Here is a 21727-nt window from a genome sequence, read left to right as displayed (position 1 = left end):
TCCCGGGAGTGGGGCGAGCAGGCGGCCGACCCGGCAGAGTGTCATGCCCCGGATGCGAATCCGGGGAGTTGGGGCTGTCGCGGTATGCGATGGGAAGAAGGACGTTTCAAGGAAGGTATTCCACGACGAGGAGCATTCCGATGAAGCGCTTTCTGAGCCCGCTGCGGCGGGGAGTCTTGGCTCTGGCGGTGGTCCTGGGGGCGGGCGTGGCGGTGTCCGCGCCGAAGCAGGACGCCATCAACCTGCGAATCGCCCGGCAGCAGTACAACCTGGTGATGACGGCCGACGAGGTCACCGGCCAGGACTTCCAGGTGACCCGGACCGGCAAGGGCCTGCGGGGCAGGACGTACCTGGGCGTGGTGGACGTGGAGTTCAAGGACGGCGCGGTGAAGGGCTCGCTGGGCCCCGCGGCGGTGAACCTGAAGGTGAAGCGCGACGGCGACACGCTGGAGGCCGAGGGCGGCTTCGGCGGCCGTCCCGCCACCGTGAAGTTCAGCAAGGACGAGCTGAAAATCTACATCCGGGACTGCACGTACCGGCTGAAGGCGCGCGAGCCGGGGCGCTCCTACGCGGGCCGCCGCAGCTGCGACTCCGTCACGGTGCCCGAGTCGGAGGTCTGGCTGCCGGATGAGTTCCTCGCGGCCAGCCCCGAGGAGAAAGCCGCCCTGCTGCTGCTGGCGCTGTGAGCCGCTTCCTCAAGGGCGGGTGCGTGGCAGCTCCACGCTGAAGGTGGAGCCCACGCCCAGCTCGCTCTTCACGGTGATGAGGCCTCCCATGGCCTCCACAATCTGGCGCGAAATCCACAGCCCCAGACCGAAGCCGCCGTAGTTCCGCTCGGACACGGCGCGCTGGAAGCGGTGGAACAGCCGCGCCAGGTTCTCCTCGCTGACTCCGATGCCGCCGTCGCGCACCTCCACGCGCACCGACTCCGGGCCCACCGTCATCACCACGTGCACCGGGTTGCCGCGCCCATACTTCACCGCGTTGCTCACCAGGTTCGTCAGCACCTGGTCGATGCGCAGCTTGTCCCACAGCCCGAACGACTCCGGCGCGAGCTCCAGCTCCAGCCGCGTGCCCGTGCGCTCCAGCTCCGGCTCGAAGCGCTCCACCACCTCGCGCACCAGCGCCGACAAATCCAACGGCTCCGGGCTGAGCTCCAGCCGCCCCGCGCTGATGCGCGACACGTCCAGCAGGTCGTGGATGAGCTGCGTCTGGCGCTTCACCTGCCGGTCCACCACCTCCAGCGCCCGTCCCAGCCGCTCCGGCGTGAGGGCCGCTGGCCCGCGCTTGAGCCCCGCCAGCAGGCTCTGCACCTGGAGCTGCAGCGCGCTGATGGGCGTCTTCAGCTCGTGGCTGGCGATGGAGAGGAACTCCTCGCGCAGGCGGATGGCGTGCCGGGCCTCGCGGTACAGCCGCGCGTTGTCGATGGCCAGCGCCGAGCGCCGCGCCAGCTCCTGCGCCAGCGCCAGGTCCTGCGCGTCGTAGTCGCGCCGCGAGGTGACGAAGGACAGCGCCCCCAGCGTCTGCCCGCGCACCTGGAGCGGCACGCACAGCCACGCCCAGCAGCCCGCCCCGCCGGGCGGACGCACGCACTCGGGCGCGTCGGCGCTCAGCCCCGTGCGCAGCTCCGCCTGTCCGGAGGCCACCACCCGCGCGACCACGGCGAGCCCCGGCGAGGGCTGTCCATCCAACGCCTTGAAGCCCGCGTCCGCGTGCGCCGAGGCCACGCACCGCACCTGCCCGTCCTCGTCCGCCAGGAAGACGCCGCAGCAGTCCGCGTAGGACGGCACCGCCAGGTGCGCCACGCGCTCCAGCGTCTCCTCCTGCTCCAGGCTGGTGGCCAGCACGCCGCCCGCCTCCGCGAGGAAGCGCTGCGCGCTCTCGCTGCGCTGCCGCTCGGTGACGTCCACCGCCATGCTCAGCACCTGCTCGGGGGCGCCGCTCGCCGGCTGCACCACCGCCGTCCACAGCGCCACCTGCAGGGGCGTGCCGTCCTTGCGCATGCGCTGCATCACCGCGCCGCCCAGCGACTCCCCCCGGCCCGCGCGGGCCAGGTTGCCGTGGAACTCCTCCTGCTTGCCGGGGGGCACCACCGGCAGCACCTGTCCCATCGCCTCCTGGGCCGACCACCCGAAGATGCGCTCCGCGGCGGGGTTCCACATCCGCACCGTGCCGTCCGCGTCCACCAGGATGATGGAGGCCGGCGAGGCCTGGATGATGGCCGCCAGCCGCTCGTTGGCCTCGGCCAGCTGCGCGCGCGCCCGCTCCTCCTGCTCCAGCAGCCGCGCCCGCGCCAGCGCCTGCCCCGCGTGATGGGCGAGCAGCTCCAGGAACGCGCGCTCGTCCGCGTCGAACACGCGCGGCTCGGCGAAGGCGAACAGCAGCGAGCCCAGCGCCCGGCCCTCCACCATCAAGGGCAGACACGCCGACGCGGGGGAGGGCGCGCGGATGGCCTGATGGCGCTTCGTGTCCACCTCGGGATAGCGCTCCGTCAGCGCCTCGGGCGACTCCAGCCACACGGGCCTCGCCTCCCGCACCGCCTCCGTCACCGGCCCCCGGGTCTCCAGCGGCAGCAGGCCGAACGCGCCCTGGACCGAGTCGGCGTCGTCATAGCCCGAGCACCGCAAGAGCCGGGCGTGCCCGTCCTCCACCACCCACAGCGCGCCGCGCGCCGCGCCCACGGCCTCCACGCCCAGCTCGACGATGACGTCCGCCACGCGCGCCGCCGACAGCACCTGGGACAGCTCCGCCGTCACCCGCTGCAGCCGCGACAGCCGCCCCGCGGCCACCTCCGCCGCCTGCCGCGCCTGCTTCTCCGCCGCGTACGCGCGCGCCACGTCCAGCGCCATCGCGGCCCGGTCCGCCAGCTCCTGCAGGAGCAGCTGCTCCCCAGCCTCGACGGTGCGTTCGGCCGTGGGGGCCTTCCACACGGTGAGGGTGCCCAGCGCCTTGCCCCGGGCACGCAGCGGCAGCACCATCCACCGCGTGAAGGGGAAGTCCTCCAGCAGCCCGTGCTGCTGGGGCGGCACCAGCTGGCGCAGCTCCTCGGGGGTCGCGTCCGGCGCCCACTGCGCCTCGCCCGTGCGCAGCACCTCGCGCGAGGGGCCCTCGTCCGCGCGCAGCGCCGGAGGGCTGAGCGTCTGGAACAGGAGCCGGGCCTCGGGCGAGGCGGCGGCCGAGGCCATGGTGCGCAGCCACAGGCCATCCTCGGACAGCAGGCGCAGCGTGCACGCGGCGCCCAGGAAGGGCACCACCAGGGCGCACAGCCGCTCCATGACGGCGGGAGGCTCCAGGCTGGCGTCGGCCAGCACCCGCGAGGCCTCCGCCAGCAGCGCCAGGCGCTCCTCCACCTCCGGAGCATGGGCCCCGAACTGTCGTGCGTCCGCGTACCGGGATACCGCCATCGTCATCACGCCCCCCGCGAGGTGGCATGGGAGCACGTGAAAGCAGGCAGGGGCATGTCCCCCGAGGCCCCCGGGCCTTCCTTCATGGCCAATCAACATACGCCCCCCTCTGACTGTTCGTTCCGGACGCCCGCTCCGTCGCGGACCGACGGACGAGGCCAGCCTGGGGCTACCTGCTCGCACATGGGCGCACCTGGGCGTCGGAATCCACGAGGCCGGTCCCCGGGTGAGTTGCTACCGACGTGGGTTCGGCTAAAGGGGGGCGCGTGAAAGCCACCACCACCGGAGTACCGGGCGGCGAGGAGGTTCGGGAAGGCCCCGACACCTTCAAGCGCACGGCGCTCCTGGCCCTCGGGGCCCTGGGCATCGTCTACGGCGACATCGGGACGAGCCCCCTCTACGCGTTGCGCGAGTGTTTCACCGGCCCGCACGGCATCCACCCCACGCCGGAGAATGTCCTCGGGGTGCTGTCGCTCATCTTCTGGTCCCTGCTCATCATCGTCTCGGTGAAGTACCTCATCTTCGTGATGCGGGCGGACAACCGGGGCGAGGGCGGCATCCTGGCGCTGATGGCGCTGGTGATGCAGCGGCAGAAGGGACAGACGCACCTGAACCGCCCGGTGCTCATCACCCTGGGCATCTTCGGCGCGGCGCTCCTCTATGGAGACGGCATCATCACCCCGGCGATGACGGTGCTCAGCGCGGTGGAGGGCCTGGGCGTGGCCACGCCCGTGTTCGAGCCCTTCGTCGTGCCCATCACCCTGGCCATCCTGGCGCTTGTCTTCTTCGTCCAGCGCCACGGGACGGCGGGCATCGGCGCGGTGTTCGGCCCGGTGATGTGCGTGTGGTTCCTCACGCTGGCGGCGCTGGGGGTGAAGGAGCTGGTGCACAACCCCGCGGTGCTGGGCGCGCTGTCACCCGTGCACGGGGTGATGCTCTTCGTGCACAGCGGCTGGCACGGCTTCCTGGTCATGGGCGGCGTGTTCCTCGTCGTCACGGGCTGCGAGGCGCTCTACGCGGACATGGGCCACTTCGGCTGGAAGCCCATCCGCTGGGCCTGGTTCTGCGGCGTGCTGCCGGCCCTGATGCTCAACTACCTGGGCCAGGGCGCGCTGCTCTTGCGCGACGCGAGCGCGGCGCGAAACCCCTTCTACCTGCTGGCGCCCTCGTGGCTCTTGTATCCCCTGGTGCTCCTGTCGGCGGTGGCGGGCGTCATCGCCTCCCAGGCGCTCATCTCCGGCGCCTTCTCGCTGACGCGCCAGGCGATGCAGCTGGGCTACAGCCCCCGCATGGAGGTGGTGCACACCTCGGCGGAGGAGATGGGCCAGATTTATCTGCCGGGCATCAACTGGGCGCTGATGGTGGGCGTCTTCACGCTGGTGCTGACGTTCCGCTCCTCGAGCGCGCTGGCGTCCGCGTATGGCATCGCCGTGTCCACGACGATGCTCATCACCTCCGTCATGGCCTACGTCGTCGCCCGCGAGCGCTGGGGTGTCAGCCGCGCGCTGGCCCTGCCCGTGGCGGGCCTGTTCCTCACGGTGGAGCTGGCCTTCTTCAGCGCCAACGCGATGAAGGTGGCGGATGGCGGCTGGTTCCCACTGCTGCTCGCCGTCGTCATCTTCACCCTGATGACCACGTGGAAGCGCGGCCGCGACATCCTCGCCGCCAAGCTGCGCGCCTCGAGCATCCCCCTGAAGGAGCTGCTCGGCAGCTTCGGCGACCACCCGCCCGTGCGCGTGCCGGGCACCGCCATCTTCATGACGGGCAACGCCGAGGGCACGCCCCCCGCGCTGCTGCACAACCTCAAGCACAACAAGGTGCTGCACGAGCAGGTGGTGCTGCTGACGATACAGACGGAGGACGTCCCCCACGTCCCCGCCGAGGAGCGCGTGGAGGTGGAGCCCCTGGAGCAGGGCTTCGTCCGCGTGGTGGCCACCTACGGCTTCACCGAGAACCCCAGCATCCCCGACGTGCTCAAGCGCTGCCGGGAGAAGGGGCTCCAGTTCCAGCTCATGGGCACCAGCTTCTTCCTGGGCCGCGAGACGCTGATTCCCTCCAAGAAGCCCGGCATGGCCATGTGGCGCGAGGCGCTCTTCTCCTGGATGAGCCGCAACGCCCGCAGCGCCACCGCCTACTTCCGGATTCCGCCCAACCGCGTGGTGGAGCTGGGAAGCCAGGTCGAGCTGTAGCACCCGGCCCGAGGCAGGCCCCGGGGCGCGCCCTTCACCCGCGCGCCCCGGTGTGGCCCCTCCCGCCCGGTGGAAATCCCCCGGTGAATTCCCCCGAAATTCCCGGGCCGATGCGGGTGCCCCCCATCCGGTTGCGTCCGCCCGCGTGAAACCGGCGTGACGCCGCTCCTGGAATCCGCGTCTGTGTTCCAGGAATCACCGCCAGGGCTGTAATCCTCCGCCGTTGGCATCACTTCCGCTTGGGGGTCGGAAAAGACGCACTGCGTCTGGGCGCTCAGTGACGGTGTAACTCTCCGGAAACACGGGCCGACTCGTCCCGATAATGGGGTGCTGCTCACCCCAGTCAGCGCGTTGACGCTACGCGTTGGGTGTGGGTGTGGGGGGCTCTTCGGCGCACTCCTGGTGCAGTGAAGCGGTGATTTCTTCCTTCCATGGCAGAAAATTACCGCTCACCGGCAACATTCGGCACGCTGTGGCGAGAATATTTTCATCAGACAGAAATAATCCTGTACTGACGGAAGGCACCTCGTTTACAGTGCTTTCAGGTGTCGCGCAGAACCCCGTGTCCGAACTGAGGTCATCCCCCATGCTCGACGTCGCCCCCGCTTCGATCCTCTCCTCCGCTCTCTCCTCCGGCGCCCCTTCCGCGACGCCTTGGAACGACGTCCCGCAGCGCGACTGGTCGAACCTGGCCCCGCACACGGTGCTGAGCGCGCAGGAGCTGTACCCGCGCATCTGCGTCCGCGACCCGTACTTCGCGCTGAAGGACGTGACGGTGATGGGCAAGGGCGAGGTGGTGGCGCGCATCCCGGTGCAGCAGGACCCGGACGCGGAAGCGGGCCTCATCGGCATCGCGGAGGCGGGCCGTCACCTGGCCATCCTGGGCTCGTGCGCGTCCGCGCTGGTGGCGCCCAAGGACGGGCAGCACTTCTACCTGGCGTGCGGCGCGCGCGGTGAGTGGCTGCGCCGCGAGCCGATGGCGCGCTCCACGGACCTGCTCTGGGGCCTGGCGCAGGCGAGCCTCACCGGCAAGCGCACCGCCACGGCGCGCACGCTCCTGTCCGCGCCGGACGGCACCCCGGTGTTCCGCCTGGAGGTGGACTACAACGTGCTGTCCGCCGCCGCCTTCACCCGCCTGTTCGGCGAGGCGCGCCAGGACATGCGCCGCGAGCCGCGCCGCGACGACGGCATCCAGCGCACCCCCGAGGAGTGGGCCCGCCTGCGCTCCAACCCGTACGGCAAGGCGCTGGCCCTGCGCGACTGGCGCCCGGACGGTGAGAGCCTCACCGCGTCGCTGGGTCCCGTCACCCCGGAGATGTGCAAGGGCCACTTCGCCCTGCACCCGGTGATGCCGGTGGCGATCGTCGCGAGCGGCATGACGCGCGTGGCGACGACGCTGCTGCGCAAGCTCGAGGGCGCGCCGTGGGCGCGGGTGCTGGCCAAGGACGTGCGCCTGAAGGCGGACAGCCTGGCGTACGCGGGCCAGACGGTGGTGTTCGGCGCGCACCGCCAGTCGCGCGATGGCGCCAACCACGTCTTCTCCTGCCAGGCCTCGGTGGGCGAGCGCGTCGTGGCGGAGCTGGACGTCACCTACGAGCGCGTGGAGTAGTCACTCCCAGGTGATGTCGTAGTCGACGCGGTCGATGCCCTGCGGATGGGCCTTCGCCGTGCCCTTCAATCCCAACACCTTCAATGCGCCGGTGAGGATGCCCTCGTGGTACGCGGGGGGCAGCATGTCCCGACGCACGCGCAGGGTGCCGGACTTGGGCCCCGTGGTGACGTACTCGCGGGTGCCGTACGTGACGGCCGCGCTGTAGCCCATCTGCGCTCCGGAGAAGAGCTTCTGCGGGTCTCCGCGGGAGATGATGCCGAAGATGAGCATCCCCGGTCCCGTGGAGTAGCGCGTGACGTTGGACTCACCACACGCGTGGTACACGGCCTCCTCGGAGCCCATCGGCTCCTCGAGCGCGTCCGCCGCCAGGTAGAGCAGGTTCAGGAACTCCTGCACCGGGTAGGTGCGCAGGTCCGAGTAGTCCTTGGCCAGCACCCCCGCGCGCACCTGCTCCAGCGCGGCCAGCCCCGCCCTCTGCTGGACCAGGCTGAACACCGCCTTGAAGAACAGCCCTCGCACCGCGTCGCCGGGCTGCGTGGCCGCCAGTCGCGCGGCGAGCTCCGACTTGTTGGACGGCATCGCTCCACTCCTGCCTCGGTGACGGGACCTGGATGTACGGACGGTGAACGGTGGAGCTTAGCCTCACACCTCGTCGAGCAGCATGGGCGAGAATCCCGCCGCGTCGCACGACGCCAGCACGTAGCGCACGCCGGCGCGCTCGCCGGTGAAGCCCGCGGGGATGCCCGTCGAGTGCAGGTGGCCGTACACGCACACCTTCGGCTTGAACGCCTCGATGGGGTCGCTGAACGCGGTGGCCTTCTCGTTGGCGTACAGCGGCGGGAAGTGCACGGCGGCCACGCGCACCAGCGGCGTGGGGCTGGCCGCCTCCTTCTTCTTCGCGTCCTCGATGGACGTGGCGAGCCTGCGCGTCTCGCGCTCCACGTAGCCCTGGTCGATGGGCTCATCCCCCATCTCGCCGCCCGGCATCGGCGGGGCCTCGGGCGCCGTCCACAGCCGCGTGCCGGCAATCACCCACGGCCCCATCACCGCCGCGCTGTTGTGGAGGAACGCCTCCAGCGTCTTGAACGGCTCGAGCAGCTTGCGCAGCTTCGACGCCGAGTCGCCCCACCAGTAGTCGTGGTTGCCGCGCACCAGGAGCTTGCGCCCCGGACGCTCATCCAACCACTTCAGGTCGTCCATCACTTCGTGGGGCCGCGTCGCCCAGGAGATGTCCCCCGCGACGATGACGATGTCCTCCGGCCGCACCTTCTCGTCCCACGCGCGCTGCAGGGGCCGCGGGTGCTCCATCCACCCGAAGCGCTCCATGTCCTTGTTCCGCGTCGAGGGCAGGTGCGTGTCGCCGATACCGAAAAGCCGCATGGCCCCCTCATAGCGGATGATGTGGTCTCCCGCGCCTGGAACCCGGCCCGCCGCCCACCCCACCGGCCAGGGCGCCTCCCACCCCCCCCTCACGAGGCCCCATCCGACCCCGTGGGAAAAGACGAGGGACATCAGAAAAAGAGTAAAGTCAGTTTACGTCATGCCTGTCCCGAAACACGCCACTGCGACACCGACGGCCATTCTGGGTGCTCCAGGTGGGTAGCCCTCTGTGGGCGTGTCCGTGAATTCAACGGGTTGAAATGTTGACTCGGGTTCTGACGTGGAGTGGCAGGAGGTATGGGCTGGAGCATCCGTGCTCCAGTTCTCGTGGGCTGGGAGGCTGAAAGCGGGGAAGTCGGGGTTGGCACGCCTGGTGCTCAGGGCACGCCGCACCGCCGCGCCCGAGGACGGGTGCGGAGCGCAGAGCTGCTGATCCCCTCTCGAGGAGCTCCCATGCATGTGTTGAGTAAGACGTTCGCGGCCACCGCCGCGGCCCTGGCCCTTTCTGCGTGTGGTCCGCAGCAGGAGGCGCCGCCGCCGGAGGCCCCGCCCGCGACCGAGGTGCCTTCGGGCGCGGCGGACGACGCGGCCCGCGCCATCGCGGACCAGGCGCGCCGCACGCCGAGCGAGCTGGACGCGCTGTTCGCCCAGGCGGCCCGTGAGTTCGACGTCCCGGTGAGCCTGCTCAAGGCCATCTCCTACACGGAGACGCGCTGGGAGCACGTGAAGGGCGAGGAGGAGTTCGAGGGCCGTCCCGCGGCGTTTGGCCTCCTGGCCCTGCGCGGTGACAAGGTCACCCGGGGCGCGGCGCTGGCTGGGGTGACGGAAGACCAGGTGCGCGGCGAGCCGCTGGCGAACCTTCGCGCGGGCGCGGCGCTGTTGTCCCAGCACGCCACCGAGGCGGGCATCGACCGGAAGGACCTGGGCGCGTGGGCTCCGGCGGCGGTGGCGCTGACGGACATCAGCGACCCGGACGTGCAGGCGTACTACGTCCACAACGAGGTGTACGCCACGCTGCGCGACGGCGCGGGCGCCTTCACGCCCGAGGGCAAGGTGGCCGTGTCGCTCGAGGGCGCGCGGGTGGAGGCGAAGTTCGCGCTGCCGAAGATGCAGGCGATGGCGGCGGGCCCGGACTACTCGGGCTCCATCTGGCGCGAGTCGCCCAACTTCAACGCGCGGCCGGCCGGCACCAACGTGTCGATGATCATCATCCACACCTGCGAGGGCGGCTACGCCGGGTGCTGGGGCTGGCTGACGAACTCCGCGGCGGGCGTGTCCGCGCACTACGTGGTCAACGAGAGCGGCAGCGAGATTTCGCAGCTGGTGCGCGAGTCGGCCCGCGCCTGGCACGTGGGGGCGTCCTACGACTGCAACCTCAACGGCAAGGTGGACTGCGGTCTGCAGGGCACGTCGGTGAACCACTTCTCGGTGGGCATCGAGCACGGCGGCTTCGCCAGCCAGACGTCCTTCCCGGCCGGGCAGATCGACGCCTCCGCGAAGCTGTCCTGCAACATCTCCACCGACCAGGGCATCGTCCGCGACAGCTACCACATCGTCGCGCACGGCAAGCTCCAGCCCGCGTCCCGCACGGACCCGGGTCCGAACTGGCCGTGGAGCAGCTACATCAGCAAGATCAAGAGCCACTGCGGTGACGGCGGCACGCCCACGGGCACCATCGTCGTGGACAGCCACAACGCCAACAACGACACGACGAAGGCGCGCGCGGACGTGCCCGCCACGTGGTCGTCCGGCACCAGCGCCGGCTACTACGGCAGCGGCTACTACTTCGCCTCCACGCAGCCCATCTCGGAGCCCGTGGTGTTCAACTTCTACCTGGCCTCGGCCGGCACGAAGACCATCGACGCGTGGTGGGTGGCGGGCACCAACCGCTCCCCGGCAGCGCCCTTCATCATCAACCACGCGGGCGGCAAGGCCACGGTGACGGCGAACCAGCAGGCCGGCGGCGCGGCGTGGAACACGCTGGGCACGTACTCGTTCAACGCGGGCTGGAACACGGTGCAGCTGAGCCGCTGGGCCACCGAGGGCTACGTCGTCATGGCGGACGCCATCCGGGTGCGGTGACGTGAGGATGCGAGGCCTCGAACGGATGCCGCGTTCCTGGCCGTGGTGGGCGCGGTGGAGTCTCGCCGCGCTCGCCGTGCTCGGCGTCGGATGTTCCGGCCGGTGTGGCGGGACGTCGGGCGCCGGGCCGCTGTCGAAGGAGGAGGCGCGCGCCATCCCCGGCGCGGTGGTCTTCCTGTCGGAGCGGGCGGGTCAGAAGGACGTGTGGCAGGTGAGCCCTGACGGGACGGAGACGCGAATCACGAAGGGCCCCGAGGACGAGTACCCAGGTCCCGTGGCCCCGGATGGAAAATCCCTGCTCGTGGTGGCGGTGCGGGAGCAGGGTGGGATGCAGTTCCAGCAGCTGCGCATCCAGCCCCTCGCGGGTGGAGACGCGCTGCCGCTGCATGCGCCCAGGGCGCGCTCGCGCAACGCGAGCTGGGCGCCGGACGGCTCGTGGCTGGTGGCCGAGTCGGACGCGCAGGGCTTCAGCGACCTGGTGCGGCTGGAGCCGCGCGAGGGTGCGTCGGAGGTGCGGCTGACGCAGGTGAAGCAGGGGTGCTTCGAGCCCGCCATCTCACCGGACGGTCAGGAGGTGGCCTTCGTGTGCAGCCGCGAGGGCGACCCGGAAATCTACGTGACGAAGGCGGACGGGACGGCGGAGCGGCGCCTCACCGCGTTCCATCGCGAGGACCGCTCCCCGGGCTGGAGTCCGGACGGGAAGTGGCTCGTCTTCGTCAGTGACCGGGAGAACCGGGAGCGGCTGTACCTGGTGCGACCGGATGGCTCGGAGCTGCGAGCGGTGTCGGGTGAGCACTTCTCCGGCGACGAGCGCGAGCCGGCCTTCAGTCCGGATGGCCAGACGCTGGTGTACGTCAGCCGCGCGGCGGACGGCAAGAGCCGCATGTGGCGCGTGTCCGTGGCGGGCGGTGTGCCGGTGGCGCTGACGGACGGTCAGCGGCGCGACGACATGCCGGCGTGGAGCCCGGATGGGAAGTACCTGGCCTTCGTGTCGGAGCGCGAGGGGAACACGGACGTGTACCTGATGCGCGCCGATGGCAGCGGCCAGACGCGGCTCACCACCGCCCAGGCGCCGGACTGGCTGCCGCGCTGGGTGGCGCGACGCTAGTGCTCACTCCAGGCCCTTGGGTCCCACGCCCTCCTCGGGGGGATGGGGCTCGGGGCCCTGGGGTGTGGTGGGCAGGCTGATGCAGAAGGTGGAGCCCTGGCCCGGCTCGCTCTCCACCCAGATGCGGCCGCCGTGGGCTTCGATGATGAGCCGGCTGATGTAGAGGCCCAGCCCCAGGCCCTGCGTGTCGGACGCGCTGCCCTGACGGGTGCGGTAGTACTTGTCGAAGACGTGCTCGGCGTCCTCGCGCGCCAGGCCCGGGCCTTCGTCTCGCACCGCCACCACGACGTGGTCCTCCGGTGAGGTGGACACGCGCACGTGGATGGGGCGCCCGGCGGGGCTGTACTTGGCGGCGTTGCCCAGCAGGTTGGTGAGCACCCGCTCCAGTCGCGCGGTGTCCACCCACGCGAGGGGCACGGGCGCGGCGACCTCCAGGAGGAAGCGCTCGCGCAGGTCCGGCGGGACGTCGCGTTCGAGCACGCCGTCGAGGAAGCGCGCCACGTCGGTCGGCTCGCGTCGCAGCTCCACGCGGCGGGACTCCAGTCGCGAGCCCTCGAGCAGCTCTTCAATCATGGACTTCATCCACTCGACGTTGTGGAGGATGGCCTGCGTGAGGGACTCCTCGCGCGACATGCCGCGCTCCTTCAGCGCGTGGGCGAGCAGGCTGGCGCGCAGCGTGATGCCCTGCAGGGGATTGCGCAGGTCATGCGAGATGAGGCTCACGTACTCCTCGCGCAGGCGCTCCAGCTCGTGCCGGGTGGTGAGGTCCTGACCGGTGACGACCACGCCGCGCGGCTCTCCCTGAGGGCCGAACACCGGCGCCGCGGTGATGAGCACGGGGGTGGCCACACCATCGGGTCGCGTGATGAGCAGCTCCTCGGGGCCCACGACCTCGCCTGTCCGGGTGGCGCGAGTGGAGGGCAGGTCCTCCATCGTGAGCGGGCTTCCGTCGGGATGTCTCAGCCGGTCCAGGTAGGTGCCTCGCCGCGGGTGCTCCGGCAGCGGGCCGAGCATCGTCTGCGCGAAGGGGTTGGCCATCAGCAGCGAGTCCCGGGTCGGGTCCGTGAAGAACACGCCCACGGGGGCGTGGTTGAGCACGGCTTGCACGAGCCCCCGCTGCACCTCCGCCTCTTCGTGTGCGGCCTGGAGTCGGGCGGTGGCCTGCTCGCGCTCGGTGACGTCGCGCAGGACGACGAGCAGACTGGGTCCTTCAGGCCCGTGCACGTTGCGAAACCGTGCTTCCAGCGCCACCGGCGTGCCATCCGCGCGTCGTCCACGCAGGGCGCGCGCGGTGGAGTCCCCGTCCAGGCGTTGGCCGCTGAAGAGCCCCTCGGGCACGAGCACGTCGACTTCGTGTCCGAGCAGGGATTCGCGGGGGTGGCCGAACACGCGCTCCGCCTCCGCGTTGACGAAGCGCATCCGCCCGCTCGCGTCGACCATGAGCAGGGGCTCGGGGGTGGTCTCCAGCAGGCCGCGGTAGCGCGCCTCGGAGGCGGCCAGCGCGGCGGTGGCGCGGCGTTGTCCCGCCTCGAGCATCTCCAGCGCGCGCGCCACCAGCAGCACGAGCACCGCGCCGCCCGCGCTGAGGAGCGTGGCGAAGAGGGGGAGCTTCGCTTCGCGTCCGAGCAGTCCCGCCAGATGGAGCAGGGCCAGGCACGCGCCCAGCAGGGTGGGGCCGAGCAAGGCCAGGGGCACCATCCTCCGTGCGAGGAAGCCGCCGAAGGTGTCCCGGGTGAGCCGCTCCGCCAGCCCTCGCTCGGGCCGTGAGCAGGGCACGCCCACGCCCAGGAGCAGCACGGCGATGGAGGTGTAGAGGCCCATGGTGCGGTGGGCGGGGAAGGTCTCTCCGGCTTCGCCGACCAGCGGCCCGAGCAGCAGGCCATTGAAGCCCAGCAGCGCGACCAGCACGGCCGCCATCACGAGCGCGTCGTTCCACGACAGTCGAGGTCCCTCGCGCTCGGGGAGGAGCATCGCGGTGCCCAGCAGGAGCAGGCACGGGGCGGTGAGGGGAGAGGGGCGGATGCGCAGGTCGAGGACGCCGGACGCCCGGGTGAAGAACGCGTCCAGGGGGCCCATGGGAGGCATCACGTCCTGCGCGACGCTGACGAAGCCGATGAGCCACATGCCGGCGGCGCAGAGCGTGGACAGTCTCCGATGCGCCAGGGAGGGGCGGGCAGGCAGCCGGAGCGCCAGGGCCAGGCCGCCGAGCACCAGGGCGACGCAGGTGCGAGGGGCCGTGACGGTCCTGCTGATGCCCTCGGGCCAGAGGGGGCGCGACGAGAGCAGCCAGCCGGTGAGGGTGGCGAGCCCCAACAGGAGGACGACCATCGCGGCGACCCAGGCGAGTGCGTGGGCCATGCCCTGGTTGCGGGTCTGGCCCCCGCCATTCGGATGCATCGGCGCCCCCCCCGGGCCGCGCGGATGTGGCGGTAGGCGTGGACGATGACGTCACACGCGTCGGTCCGCCGACTCGTTCCTCACGCACCTGTCCGGGAGATGGATGCACATCGCGTCAGAGCCCCGCGTCGCACGGCGGGGCAGGGTGGACGCTCGGCTGCCCGAGCCACCGTGCACGAGCGCTGTCGTGCGCAAGGCACGTGCCCTCGGTCAGGGCGCGGCGGGCGCGTAGATGCCAGGGTAGACGTTGAGCACGTACCCCCACCCGGGCGCGACGGATGCGTTGCGAGCCACGTACGTGTCGTCACCCTCCACGCCGAGTCGGAACGTCTCCGCGTCCAGGCCGGTGTGGACGTAGATGAACAATCCATCCGACGACGTGCCCACCTGGTCGACGCTGTTGAAGTCCGCGGACGGGTAGAAGATGCGCTCGGCCAGCTCGCTCCGGTCCGGCACCACGCGCACGCCCGCGCGAGGTTGCCCGCTCGCATCGACGACGCGTCCCAGCACGAAGCCCGCGTCGCGCAACGTGCGGGCGCGGTCACTGGTCAGCCCGCGCAGGAGGGGCTCACCGAAGGCCGTGCCCAGCGCGTCGTGGAACGGCTCGGGCAGGGCCCACACGCTCGCCTCGATGACGTCCGTGCGGGGTCGTGCTCCCGTGAAGACGCTGTCGTAGACGGGCGTGAGCGTGCGCACCAGCCCCGCGCCCTCCAGGCTCGTCGCCAGTCCTTGGTGCACTTCACGAACCGGGACGTCCTCCACGGCGAAGGCGCCATCGCCCTCCACCGTGCCGGTGCCGAACGTGGGGTTGTCGTCATTCACCGCCACCCGGAGCGGCTCCTGGATGGCGATGGGGACTCCGCCCAACGTGGGCGTGGGTTGTCCCTGGGCGGCGAGCCATCGCTCGGCCTCGGGGAGGACCCGCGCGCGTCCGCTGACGCGGATGCGGAGGTTGTCCAGGTCCACCGACTCGGCATCCTCGGTCTGGAAGCCTGGGTCAGGGGCAGGGCCCCCAGAGCCACAAGCGGACGACGCGAGCCCGAGCAGTACACAAGAAGTCAGAAGGAAAGGGCGCTTCATCGCTCGCCAACATTTCCATGCCCTCTTCGCACGGCAATCCACCGCCGAGCTCTCCGTCCCCTGTTCGACGACTCGCCCCCACCCTGAAAAGCAGACACCGGGCCGCCCACCCGTCCGAGAGGGACGAGGGACGTGGCCCGGTGTCCTGAATCCATCAACTCCGAGGCGCTCGCGGCCGGTGAGTCGGTGTCAGCCGCCAGGTCCTGCGACTCCGAGGCGCTCGCGGCCGGTGAGTCGATGTCAGCCGCCAGGTCCTGCGACTCCGAGGCGCTCGCGGCCGGTGAGTCGATGTCAGCCGCCAGGTCCTGCGACTCCGAGGCGCTCGCGGCCGGTGAGCCAGCACCCGCCGCCAGGTCCATCAACTCCGAGGCGCGCTCGCGCCCGATGAATCAGCGCCAGCCGCCACCGCTGCTCTTGGAGCCAGAGGAGCCGGAGCGGCCACTCGGCGCCGAGGAACCACCGCCAGAGCTCCGGCCGCCACCGCTGCTCGAGCCGCTGCTGCCACGCCCGCCACCGGTGTTCCAGCCGCCGCCACTGCTCCCGCCGCTGTTGCTGCTCCCGCTGCTCGAGCCGCTGCTGCCGCGCCCACCACCGGTGCTCCATCCACCACCGCTGCTGCCGCTGCTCCCGCTGCTCGAGCCGCTGTTGCTGCTCCCGCTGCTCGAGCCGCTGCTGCCGCGCCCACCACCGGTGCTCCAACCACCGCTGCTGTTCCCACGCCCGCCGCTGTTCCCACGGTCGTTGTCGCGGTCATCGTCCCGGTCGTTGTCGCGGCTGCCACGACCATAGCCACCGCCGGAGTTGCCACCGCTCGGAGGCGTGCCACCACCGCTGTTCCCGTAGCCGCCGCCGGAGTTGCCACCGCTCGGAGGCGTGCCGCCGCCGTTGTTCCCGTAGCCACCGCCGGAGTTGCCGCCGCTCGGAGGCGTGCCGCCGCCGTTGTTCCCGTAGCCACCGCCGGAGTTGCCGCCGCTCGGAGGCGTGCCGCCGCCGTTGTTCCCGTAGCCACCGCCGCTGTTGCCCCAGCCGCCGCCGTTGTTGCCACGGTCATCATCGCGGTCCCGGCCCTGGCCCCGTCCCGGACGCGAGCCACCGTTGTTGTCCCGCCCGTAGCCCCCGCCGTTGTTGTTGCCGCCGCCGCTGTTGCCCCAGCCCCCGCCGTTGTTGTTGTCGTTGTAGCGCGAGCCGCCGCGAGGAGGCTGCGTGCCCCAGCCCGTGCCACCCGGAGGCGGACGGTCATTGTCGCGAGGCGTGTAGTTGCGCGTCGTCGTCGGCCGCGAGCCGGGCCGCGTGTAGCTGTAGACCGCGGAGGCCGCGTGGGTCCGGTCGTACACGTAGCCGCGGTTGCGCTCCCAGCGGTACGCCCGACCCGACGAGGGGTAGTAGTCGTGCGAGTGCCGCCCATGGTTGTGGCACGCGACGCCCAGCGGGTCGACGTGGAAGTCCCAGTACCAGACCACCGAAGGGCCTCGGTAGGAGTACACGTCGTCGGCGTACGTGTAATACGTCGTCGACGGGCGGTAGCCGTGCGAGTGCACGTGGTCGTAAGGGCACCAGCCGCCACCGTCATCATCCGGAACGGGGTGGTAGCCCGAGTAGCTGTACTCCACCACCACGCTGCGGCGCGCGGCGGGGCCGTGATAGTGGGCGTAGCAACCCGTTCCCATCATCAGGGCCAGGGGGATGGCGAGTGCGAGCAATCGGCGCATGTGACGAGTCTCCCGCGCGAAGGGCCTCTGCAGCCAGTCCCCCTTCGCGACCACGGAATTCCAGACGGGCAGGCCCCGAGAAAATTCACGCCCCCGCGCTTGCTGCCCGCCCGCCTCCTGCTTAAGCGCCCCTGTGCCCTGGTGAACACAGGGCTGGCTGGTGTAGGTCCTTCAGTGAAGGACGGCGCGAGTCGAGAGAGCCGGGGTGATCCGGACCCGTCGCGCGAGGAGCAGGGCACTCATGTCGGATTCGGATTACGGAAGGGCGAGGGGGGCGACGTGCCCGCTGCACCCGGATGACTTCGCGCAGCGGACCTGTACGCGCTGCGGCAACTTCATGTGTGACACGTGCAGCGAGCGCGGCACGCAGTCGCACTGTCCTCCCTGTCGCGCCCGCGAGGGCCTGGGCCGGGACTTCCCGTTGGACCGGGACAACTGGTCCTTCAGCCGTCTGTTCGACGTGTGCCTGGACGCGTTCAAGCGCGAGTGGGTGATGCTCAGCGTCGGCGCGCTGCTCGTCTTCGCCGCCTCCATGGGCGGCAACCTCCTGTCCCAGATGTTCTCGTTCATCGGCGCCGCCACCGACAGCGTGGTCGCCATGGTCATGACCACGCTGGTGGGCGTCGCGCTCACGTGGGTGATTCAGGGCGCGGTGACGCTGGGCTTCCTGCGCATGGCCATGGACGTGCTCCAGGGGCAGCGCGCGGACCTGTCGCGCGTGTTCTCCCAGTTCTCCAAGCTGGGCACCTACCTGCTCACGATGCTGCTGACGTTCGCGCTGGTGCTGCCGCTGCTGCTCGTCGGGTTCGGCATCGTGGTGGCCATCTTCGTCGTCGGCACGGGCGTCTCGCTGTCCGAGCTGAACTCCCTCTACGAGTTCGAAGGCGCGATGCGCGGCATGTCGCCCGGCATCATCGGCATGATGGCGCTCGTGTCCGCGGTGCTCTACCTGGGCCCGGGCATGTGGCTGATGCTCCCGTTGGTCCTCGTCCAGCCCGCGCTGGCGGACCAGGAGAACCCCACCGCGCTCGAGACCATGCGCCTGGCCTACACCCACGCGAAGGGCTTCCGGCTCTCCATCCTCGGCGTCCTGATGCTGGGCGGCTTCATCGTGGGGTTGGGCTTCATCCTGTGCTGTCTGCCCGCGCTGCCCGCCATGGGCCTCTTCCAGCTGCTGCTCGCCGGCCTCTACCTGGCCATCAGCCGCGGCGGACGCCAGGAGCGCTTCGGCTGAGTCGGAGGACTTGAAGCCCACGGGGCCCGCGCGGTACGGCGGGCCCCGGTGACGGCGTCGTCCTTCAGTGCACCAGGCGCTCGGAAGAGCCCGAGCGCGGCACGGCCACCCGGCCCATGCAGGCCAGGATGTGCTCGCGGTACTCGGACAGCTCGCGCAGTCCGCACAACATCCAGCGTCCGCCGATGACCAGCGTGGGCACGCCGCGCACTCCGCGCCCGGCCGCGTCGCGGTGCTCATCCAGGATGAGCCGGCGCGTCTCCTCGGAGCGGAAGGCGGCGGAGAACTCGTTCATCGCCAGGCCCACGCGCGACGCCAGCTCGAACACCACGTCCGGCCGCGACACGTTGACGCCCTGCTCCAGCGCCGCGCGCTGCATCGCCCGCGCGAGGAACATCCGCGCGTTCGGTCCCTGCAGCCGCGCGGCCTCCAGCGCCGCCAGCGCCGGCACGCTGCTGCGCGGCGGGTCTCCGCCCAGCCACAGGTCCGTGGAGAGCAGTGGCGCGGTCAGGTCCGACTCTCGCTGCGCACGCTGCACTTCTTCCACGAGCCCGCGCTTCTCGCGCTCCGTGGGAAGCACGTCGTGAACGCGCAGAGGATAGGGCCTCACGCTCCAGCGGACGGCGTCGCCAAACTCCTGGCGCAATACATCCAGGCGCAGGTCGGCGAGATAGCACCAGGCACAGAGCACGTCCTGGTAGACGGTAACCTGCAGCGGCTTGTGCAGCGTTTTCATGGGGGGCCGCCAGATTAGAGGCCACGCCGCGCCGCTGCCAACTCCCCATGACAACCGGGCCGTGAAGGCATTCCTGTGTTCCTGTGGAGCATGCAAGGTACCTGCGGCCCCGGCTGCTCGCCTGCTTCAGGGCATGCGAGCAGTCTCGAACACCCGCGTCCACTACTCGCCGGTCATCCGCAGGACACCCGACTTCGCCGCCGCGTAAGTCAGCGCGTGCTCGATGATTTCTCCCGCGATGTCGCGGCCCGTCGCCTTCTCCAACCCTTCGAAACCGGGGCTGGAGTTGATCTCCATCAGCCGCGGTCCGGCGTGGCCCTCCAGCATGTCCACGCCCGCCACCTCCAGGCCGATGATGCTCGCGGCCCGCACGGCCGCTTCCGTGTATGCCGCCGGAAGCTCGATTGCCTGCCCCTCGCCGCCGCGGTGGATGTTGGAGCGGAACTCGCCCTTCTTCGCGCGCCGCCGCATCGCCCCCACCACGCGCTGGCCCACCACCAGGGCCCGCACGTCCCGGCCCTCGCTCTCCGCGACGAACTCCTGGAGCACGATTTCCTGCCCCAGCTCCCAGAACGTATCCAGGATGGTCTGCACCTCCGGCAACGTGTGCGCAATCATCACGCCCACGCCCTGGGTGCCCTTGATGAGCTTGATGATGACGGGCAGCCCACCCACCTCCTCCACCAGCTTGCGCACGTTGCTGCGGTCGTGCGCCATCACCGTGCGCGGGATGTCCAGTCCGGAACGCGACAGGAACTGCAGCGCGCGCAGCTTGTCCCGGCTGCGCGCGATGGAGGTCTGCGGGTTGAGCACCGGCACCCCCATCATCTCGAAGTGGTTCACCACCGCCAGCCCGTAGGCGGTGATGGACGCGCCGATGCGCGGCACCACCACGTCCACGCCGCGCATCTCCACACCGCGGTACGTCATGCGCGGCGTGCCCTGCGCGAGCAGCAGGCAGCAACGCAACGTGTCCAGCACCAGCGGGCGGTGTCCCCGCTCCCGGATGGCCGCCACCAGACGTCGGGTGGAGTACAGCGAACGCTTCCGGGACAGGATGGCCACCGTCTTCTTCACGCGGACTCGACGCGGCGCGGGATGCTCGGGTGCCTTGGACCCAGGCATGGCCGGGGCCTTCTTCTGCTGGATTTTTCGGGGAGACATGGGCGGAGCAATCGAGCGTAGCACGTACCCGAGGACACAGGCGGCTGCGGGGGGCGCGTTTGCTATCCTCCCGTGACAGATGAGCGCGACAGATCCGCATCCCGACGACATCCACACCAGCCCCGGAGATGCCGCCGGGTTAGACCTCGCCCACTCCCCGTTGTTGGGAGAGACGCTCGTGGTGGACCCGCGCACCACGGTGAAGCTCCACAAGTGCCGGCTGGCGGTGACCGCCGGGCCGGACACGGGCCGCTCGGTGGTGAGCGACAAGGAGCGGCTGCGCTGCGGCGCGCACCCGGGCAACGACCTGATTCTGGTGGAGGACCGCACCGCCAGCCGTCACCACTTCGAAATCCAGTTCACCGAGCGCGGCTACCTGCTCGTGGACCTGGGCTCCACCAACGGCACGTTCCTGGACGGGCGCAGAATCGAGCGCGCCTACCTGTCACCGGGCTCGCAGATTCGCGCGGGCTCGTCGGTGCTCACCTTCGCGCCGCTCGATGAGGAGGTCACCGTCGAGCCGGACCGCGACGGTGAGCTGTGCGGCATGGTCGGCCAGAGCATGAAGATGCGCCAGATATTCGGGCTCATCAAGAAGATCGCCCCGCTCGACGTGTCCGTCATCATCCAGGGCGAGACGGGCACCGGCAAGGAACTGGTCGCCCGCGCCATCCACGAGCTGTCGGGCCGCAACAAGTCCCCCATGGAGGTGCTCGACTGCGGCGCGATTCCCCCCAACCTCATCGAGAGCGAGCTGTTCGGTCACGAGAAGGGCGCCTTCACCGGCGCGGTGAGCGGAAGGCCCGGCGCGTTCGAGCGCGCGCACGGCGGCACCATCTTCCTGGACGAGCTGGGCGAATTGCGCCTGGACCTTCAGCCCAAGCTCTTGCGCGTGCTGGAGAACCACGAGGTGCGCCGCGTGGGCGGCAACGACGTCATCGAGGTGAGCTGCCGCGTCATCGCCGCCACCAACCGCGACCTCATGAAGGAGATACAGGCCGGCAACTTCCGCGAGGACCTGTACTTCCGCCTCTCCGTCATCACCATCCAGCTGCCCCCGCTGCGCCAGCGCCGCGACGACATCCCCCTCATCGTCAAGGAGGCCCTCGCCGCGCCCGACGTCGTCCAGAAGCACGGCAAGAAGCGCTTCTCCGCCGAGGCCATGGGCCTGCTCATGGCCTACCCCTGGCCCGGCAACGTCCGCGAGCTCATGAACGTCCTGTCGCATGTATTGACGTTCAGCGAGGGTGAAGAAATACAGCCAGTGAGCCTTCCTCCGCGGGTGCGGGGTCAGGCGCGGGAAGGGCCGCTGCCGTTCAACGAGCACCTGTCCTTCAAGGACGCCAAGGAGCAGCTGCTGGAGAACTTCGAGCGCGAGTACGTCACCAGCGTGTTGACGCGCTGCGAGGGGAACCTCTCCCGGGCCGCGCGCGAGAGCGGCCTGCACAGGAAGTCCATCGAGCGGCTGGTGAAGAAGTATCAGCTCGACACCAAGGGCATGAAGCCGCGCTGACCCTGGGGGTGTTTTCACCCGCCCCTCAGTGCATGTGACAGACATGAGACATGACGTGCTCAGTCTGTAGCGCCCACTGACAGACATCCGGCCCCCACGGGCAAGTTGACGTATGTCCT

The 21727-nt window shown here is 70.5% G+C and carries 15 protein-coding genes; 7 read left to right on the top strand and 8 right to left on the bottom strand.

Annotation, left to right across the window (positions count from 1 at the left end; genetic code table 11):
• Nucleotides 1–140: 140 nt before the first annotated feature.
• Nucleotides 141–686, top strand: coding sequence for a hypothetical protein (locus tag LXT21_RS30170; protein ID WP_254041657.1), 546 nt, complete (start codon nucleotides 141–143; stop codon nucleotides 684–686).
• A 9-nt stretch (nucleotides 687–695) separates the two neighbouring features.
• On the opposite strand, the gene LXT21_RS30165 is transcribed toward LXT21_RS30170, so the two are convergent.
• The gene (locus LXT21_RS30165) at nucleotides 696–3410 is read right to left on the bottom strand and encodes a sensor histidine kinase (RefSeq protein ID WP_254041656.1); all 2715 of its coding nucleotides are present in this window, start codon (nucleotides 3408–3410) and stop codon (nucleotides 696–698) included.
• A 236-nt stretch (nucleotides 3411–3646) separates the two neighbouring features.
• On the opposite strand from LXT21_RS30165, the gene LXT21_RS30160 reads away from it, so the two are divergent.
• The gene (locus tag LXT21_RS30160; protein ID WP_407667070.1) at nucleotides 3647–5593 is read left to right on the top strand and encodes a potassium transporter Kup; all 1947 of its coding nucleotides are present in this window, start codon (nucleotides 3647–3649) and stop codon (nucleotides 5591–5593) included.
• 586 nt (nucleotides 5594–6179) lie between these two features.
• Nucleotides 6180–7202: a hotdog family protein gene (locus LXT21_RS30155; protein ID WP_254041654.1), complete on the top strand. Its 1023-nt coding sequence runs from the start codon at nucleotides 6180–6182 to the stop codon at nucleotides 7200–7202.
• Here LXT21_RS30155 and LXT21_RS30150 read toward each other — a convergent pair whose 3' ends face one another.
• Nucleotides 7203–7784 carry a TIGR02265 family protein gene (locus LXT21_RS30150; RefSeq protein ID WP_254041653.1) on the bottom strand — a complete coding sequence of 194 codons (582 nt, stop codon included), beginning with the start codon at nucleotides 7782–7784 and terminating at the stop codon, nucleotides 7203–7205.
• Between the two features lie 63 nt (nucleotides 7785–7847).
• Entirely contained in the window at nucleotides 7848–8585 is a 738-nt protein-coding gene (locus LXT21_RS30145; RefSeq protein ID WP_254041652.1) for a metallophosphoesterase, read from the bottom strand.
• A 453-nt stretch (nucleotides 8586–9038) separates the two neighbouring features.
• Between LXT21_RS30145 and LXT21_RS30140 the strand changes: the two genes are divergently transcribed.
• On the top strand, nucleotides 9039–10667 hold the full coding sequence (locus LXT21_RS30140) for a golvesin C-terminal-like domain-containing protein (protein WP_254041651.1): 1629 nt from the start codon (nucleotides 9039–9041) through the stop codon (nucleotides 10665–10667).
• 25 nt (nucleotides 10668–10692) lie between these two features.
• Nucleotides 10693–11775, top strand: coding sequence for a TolB family protein (locus LXT21_RS30135; protein ID WP_254041650.1), 1083 nt, complete (start codon nucleotides 10693–10695; stop codon nucleotides 11773–11775).
• A gap of 3 nt (nucleotides 11776–11778) precedes the next feature.
• Here LXT21_RS30135 and LXT21_RS30130 read toward each other — a convergent pair whose 3' ends face one another.
• From LXT21_RS30130 to LXT21_RS30120, 3 genes are all read right to left on the bottom strand, one after another.
• Nucleotides 11779–14172, bottom strand: coding sequence for a sensor histidine kinase (locus LXT21_RS30130; protein ID WP_254041649.1), 2394 nt, complete (start codon nucleotides 14170–14172; stop codon nucleotides 11779–11781).
• 210 nt (nucleotides 14173–14382) lie between these two features.
• Nucleotides 14383–15138, bottom strand: a complete 756-nt coding sequence (locus LXT21_RS30125; RefSeq protein WP_254041648.1) for a carboxypeptidase regulatory-like domain-containing protein — start codon at nucleotides 15136–15138, stop codon at nucleotides 14383–14385.
• Nucleotides 15139–15641: 503 nt separating this feature from the next.
• The gene (locus tag LXT21_RS30120) at nucleotides 15642–16961 is read right to left on the bottom strand and encodes a hypothetical protein (protein WP_254041647.1); all 1320 of its coding nucleotides are present in this window, start codon (nucleotides 16959–16961) and stop codon (nucleotides 15642–15644) included.
• Between the two features lie 241 nt (nucleotides 16962–17202).
• Between LXT21_RS30120 and LXT21_RS30115 the strand changes: the two genes are divergently transcribed.
• Entirely contained in the window at nucleotides 17203–18195 is a 993-nt protein-coding gene (locus LXT21_RS30115; RefSeq protein ID WP_254041646.1) for a hypothetical protein, read from the top strand.
• A gap of 64 nt (nucleotides 18196–18259) precedes the next feature.
• On the opposite strand, the gene LXT21_RS30110 is transcribed toward LXT21_RS30115, so the two are convergent.
• Together LXT21_RS30110 and LXT21_RS30105 are read right to left on the bottom strand one after the other, a co-directional pair.
• Nucleotides 18260–18931, bottom strand: coding sequence for a DsbA family oxidoreductase (locus LXT21_RS30110; RefSeq protein WP_046710549.1), 672 nt, complete (start codon nucleotides 18929–18931; stop codon nucleotides 18260–18262).
• A 162-nt stretch (nucleotides 18932–19093) separates the two neighbouring features.
• The gene (locus LXT21_RS30105) at nucleotides 19094–20095 is read right to left on the bottom strand and encodes an ATP-grasp domain-containing protein (RefSeq protein ID WP_254041645.1); all 1002 of its coding nucleotides are present in this window, start codon (nucleotides 20093–20095) and stop codon (nucleotides 19094–19096) included.
• A gap of 79 nt (nucleotides 20096–20174) precedes the next feature.
• On the opposite strand from LXT21_RS30105, the gene LXT21_RS30100 reads away from it, so the two are divergent.
• Nucleotides 20175–21608 carry a sigma 54-interacting transcriptional regulator gene (locus LXT21_RS30100; RefSeq protein ID WP_254041644.1) on the top strand — a complete coding sequence of 478 codons (1434 nt, stop codon included), beginning with the start codon at nucleotides 20175–20177 and terminating at the stop codon, nucleotides 21606–21608.
• The last annotated feature ends 119 nt before the right edge of the window (nucleotides 21609–21727 follow it).

The organism is Myxococcus guangdongensis (assembly GCF_024198255.1).
Taxonomy (GTDB): Bacteria; Myxococcota; Myxococcia; order Myxococcales; family Myxococcaceae; genus Myxococcus; species Myxococcus guangdongensis.
Note: the sequence above shows the minus strand (reverse complement) of the source record. Positions and strands in the feature narration are given on the sequence as shown.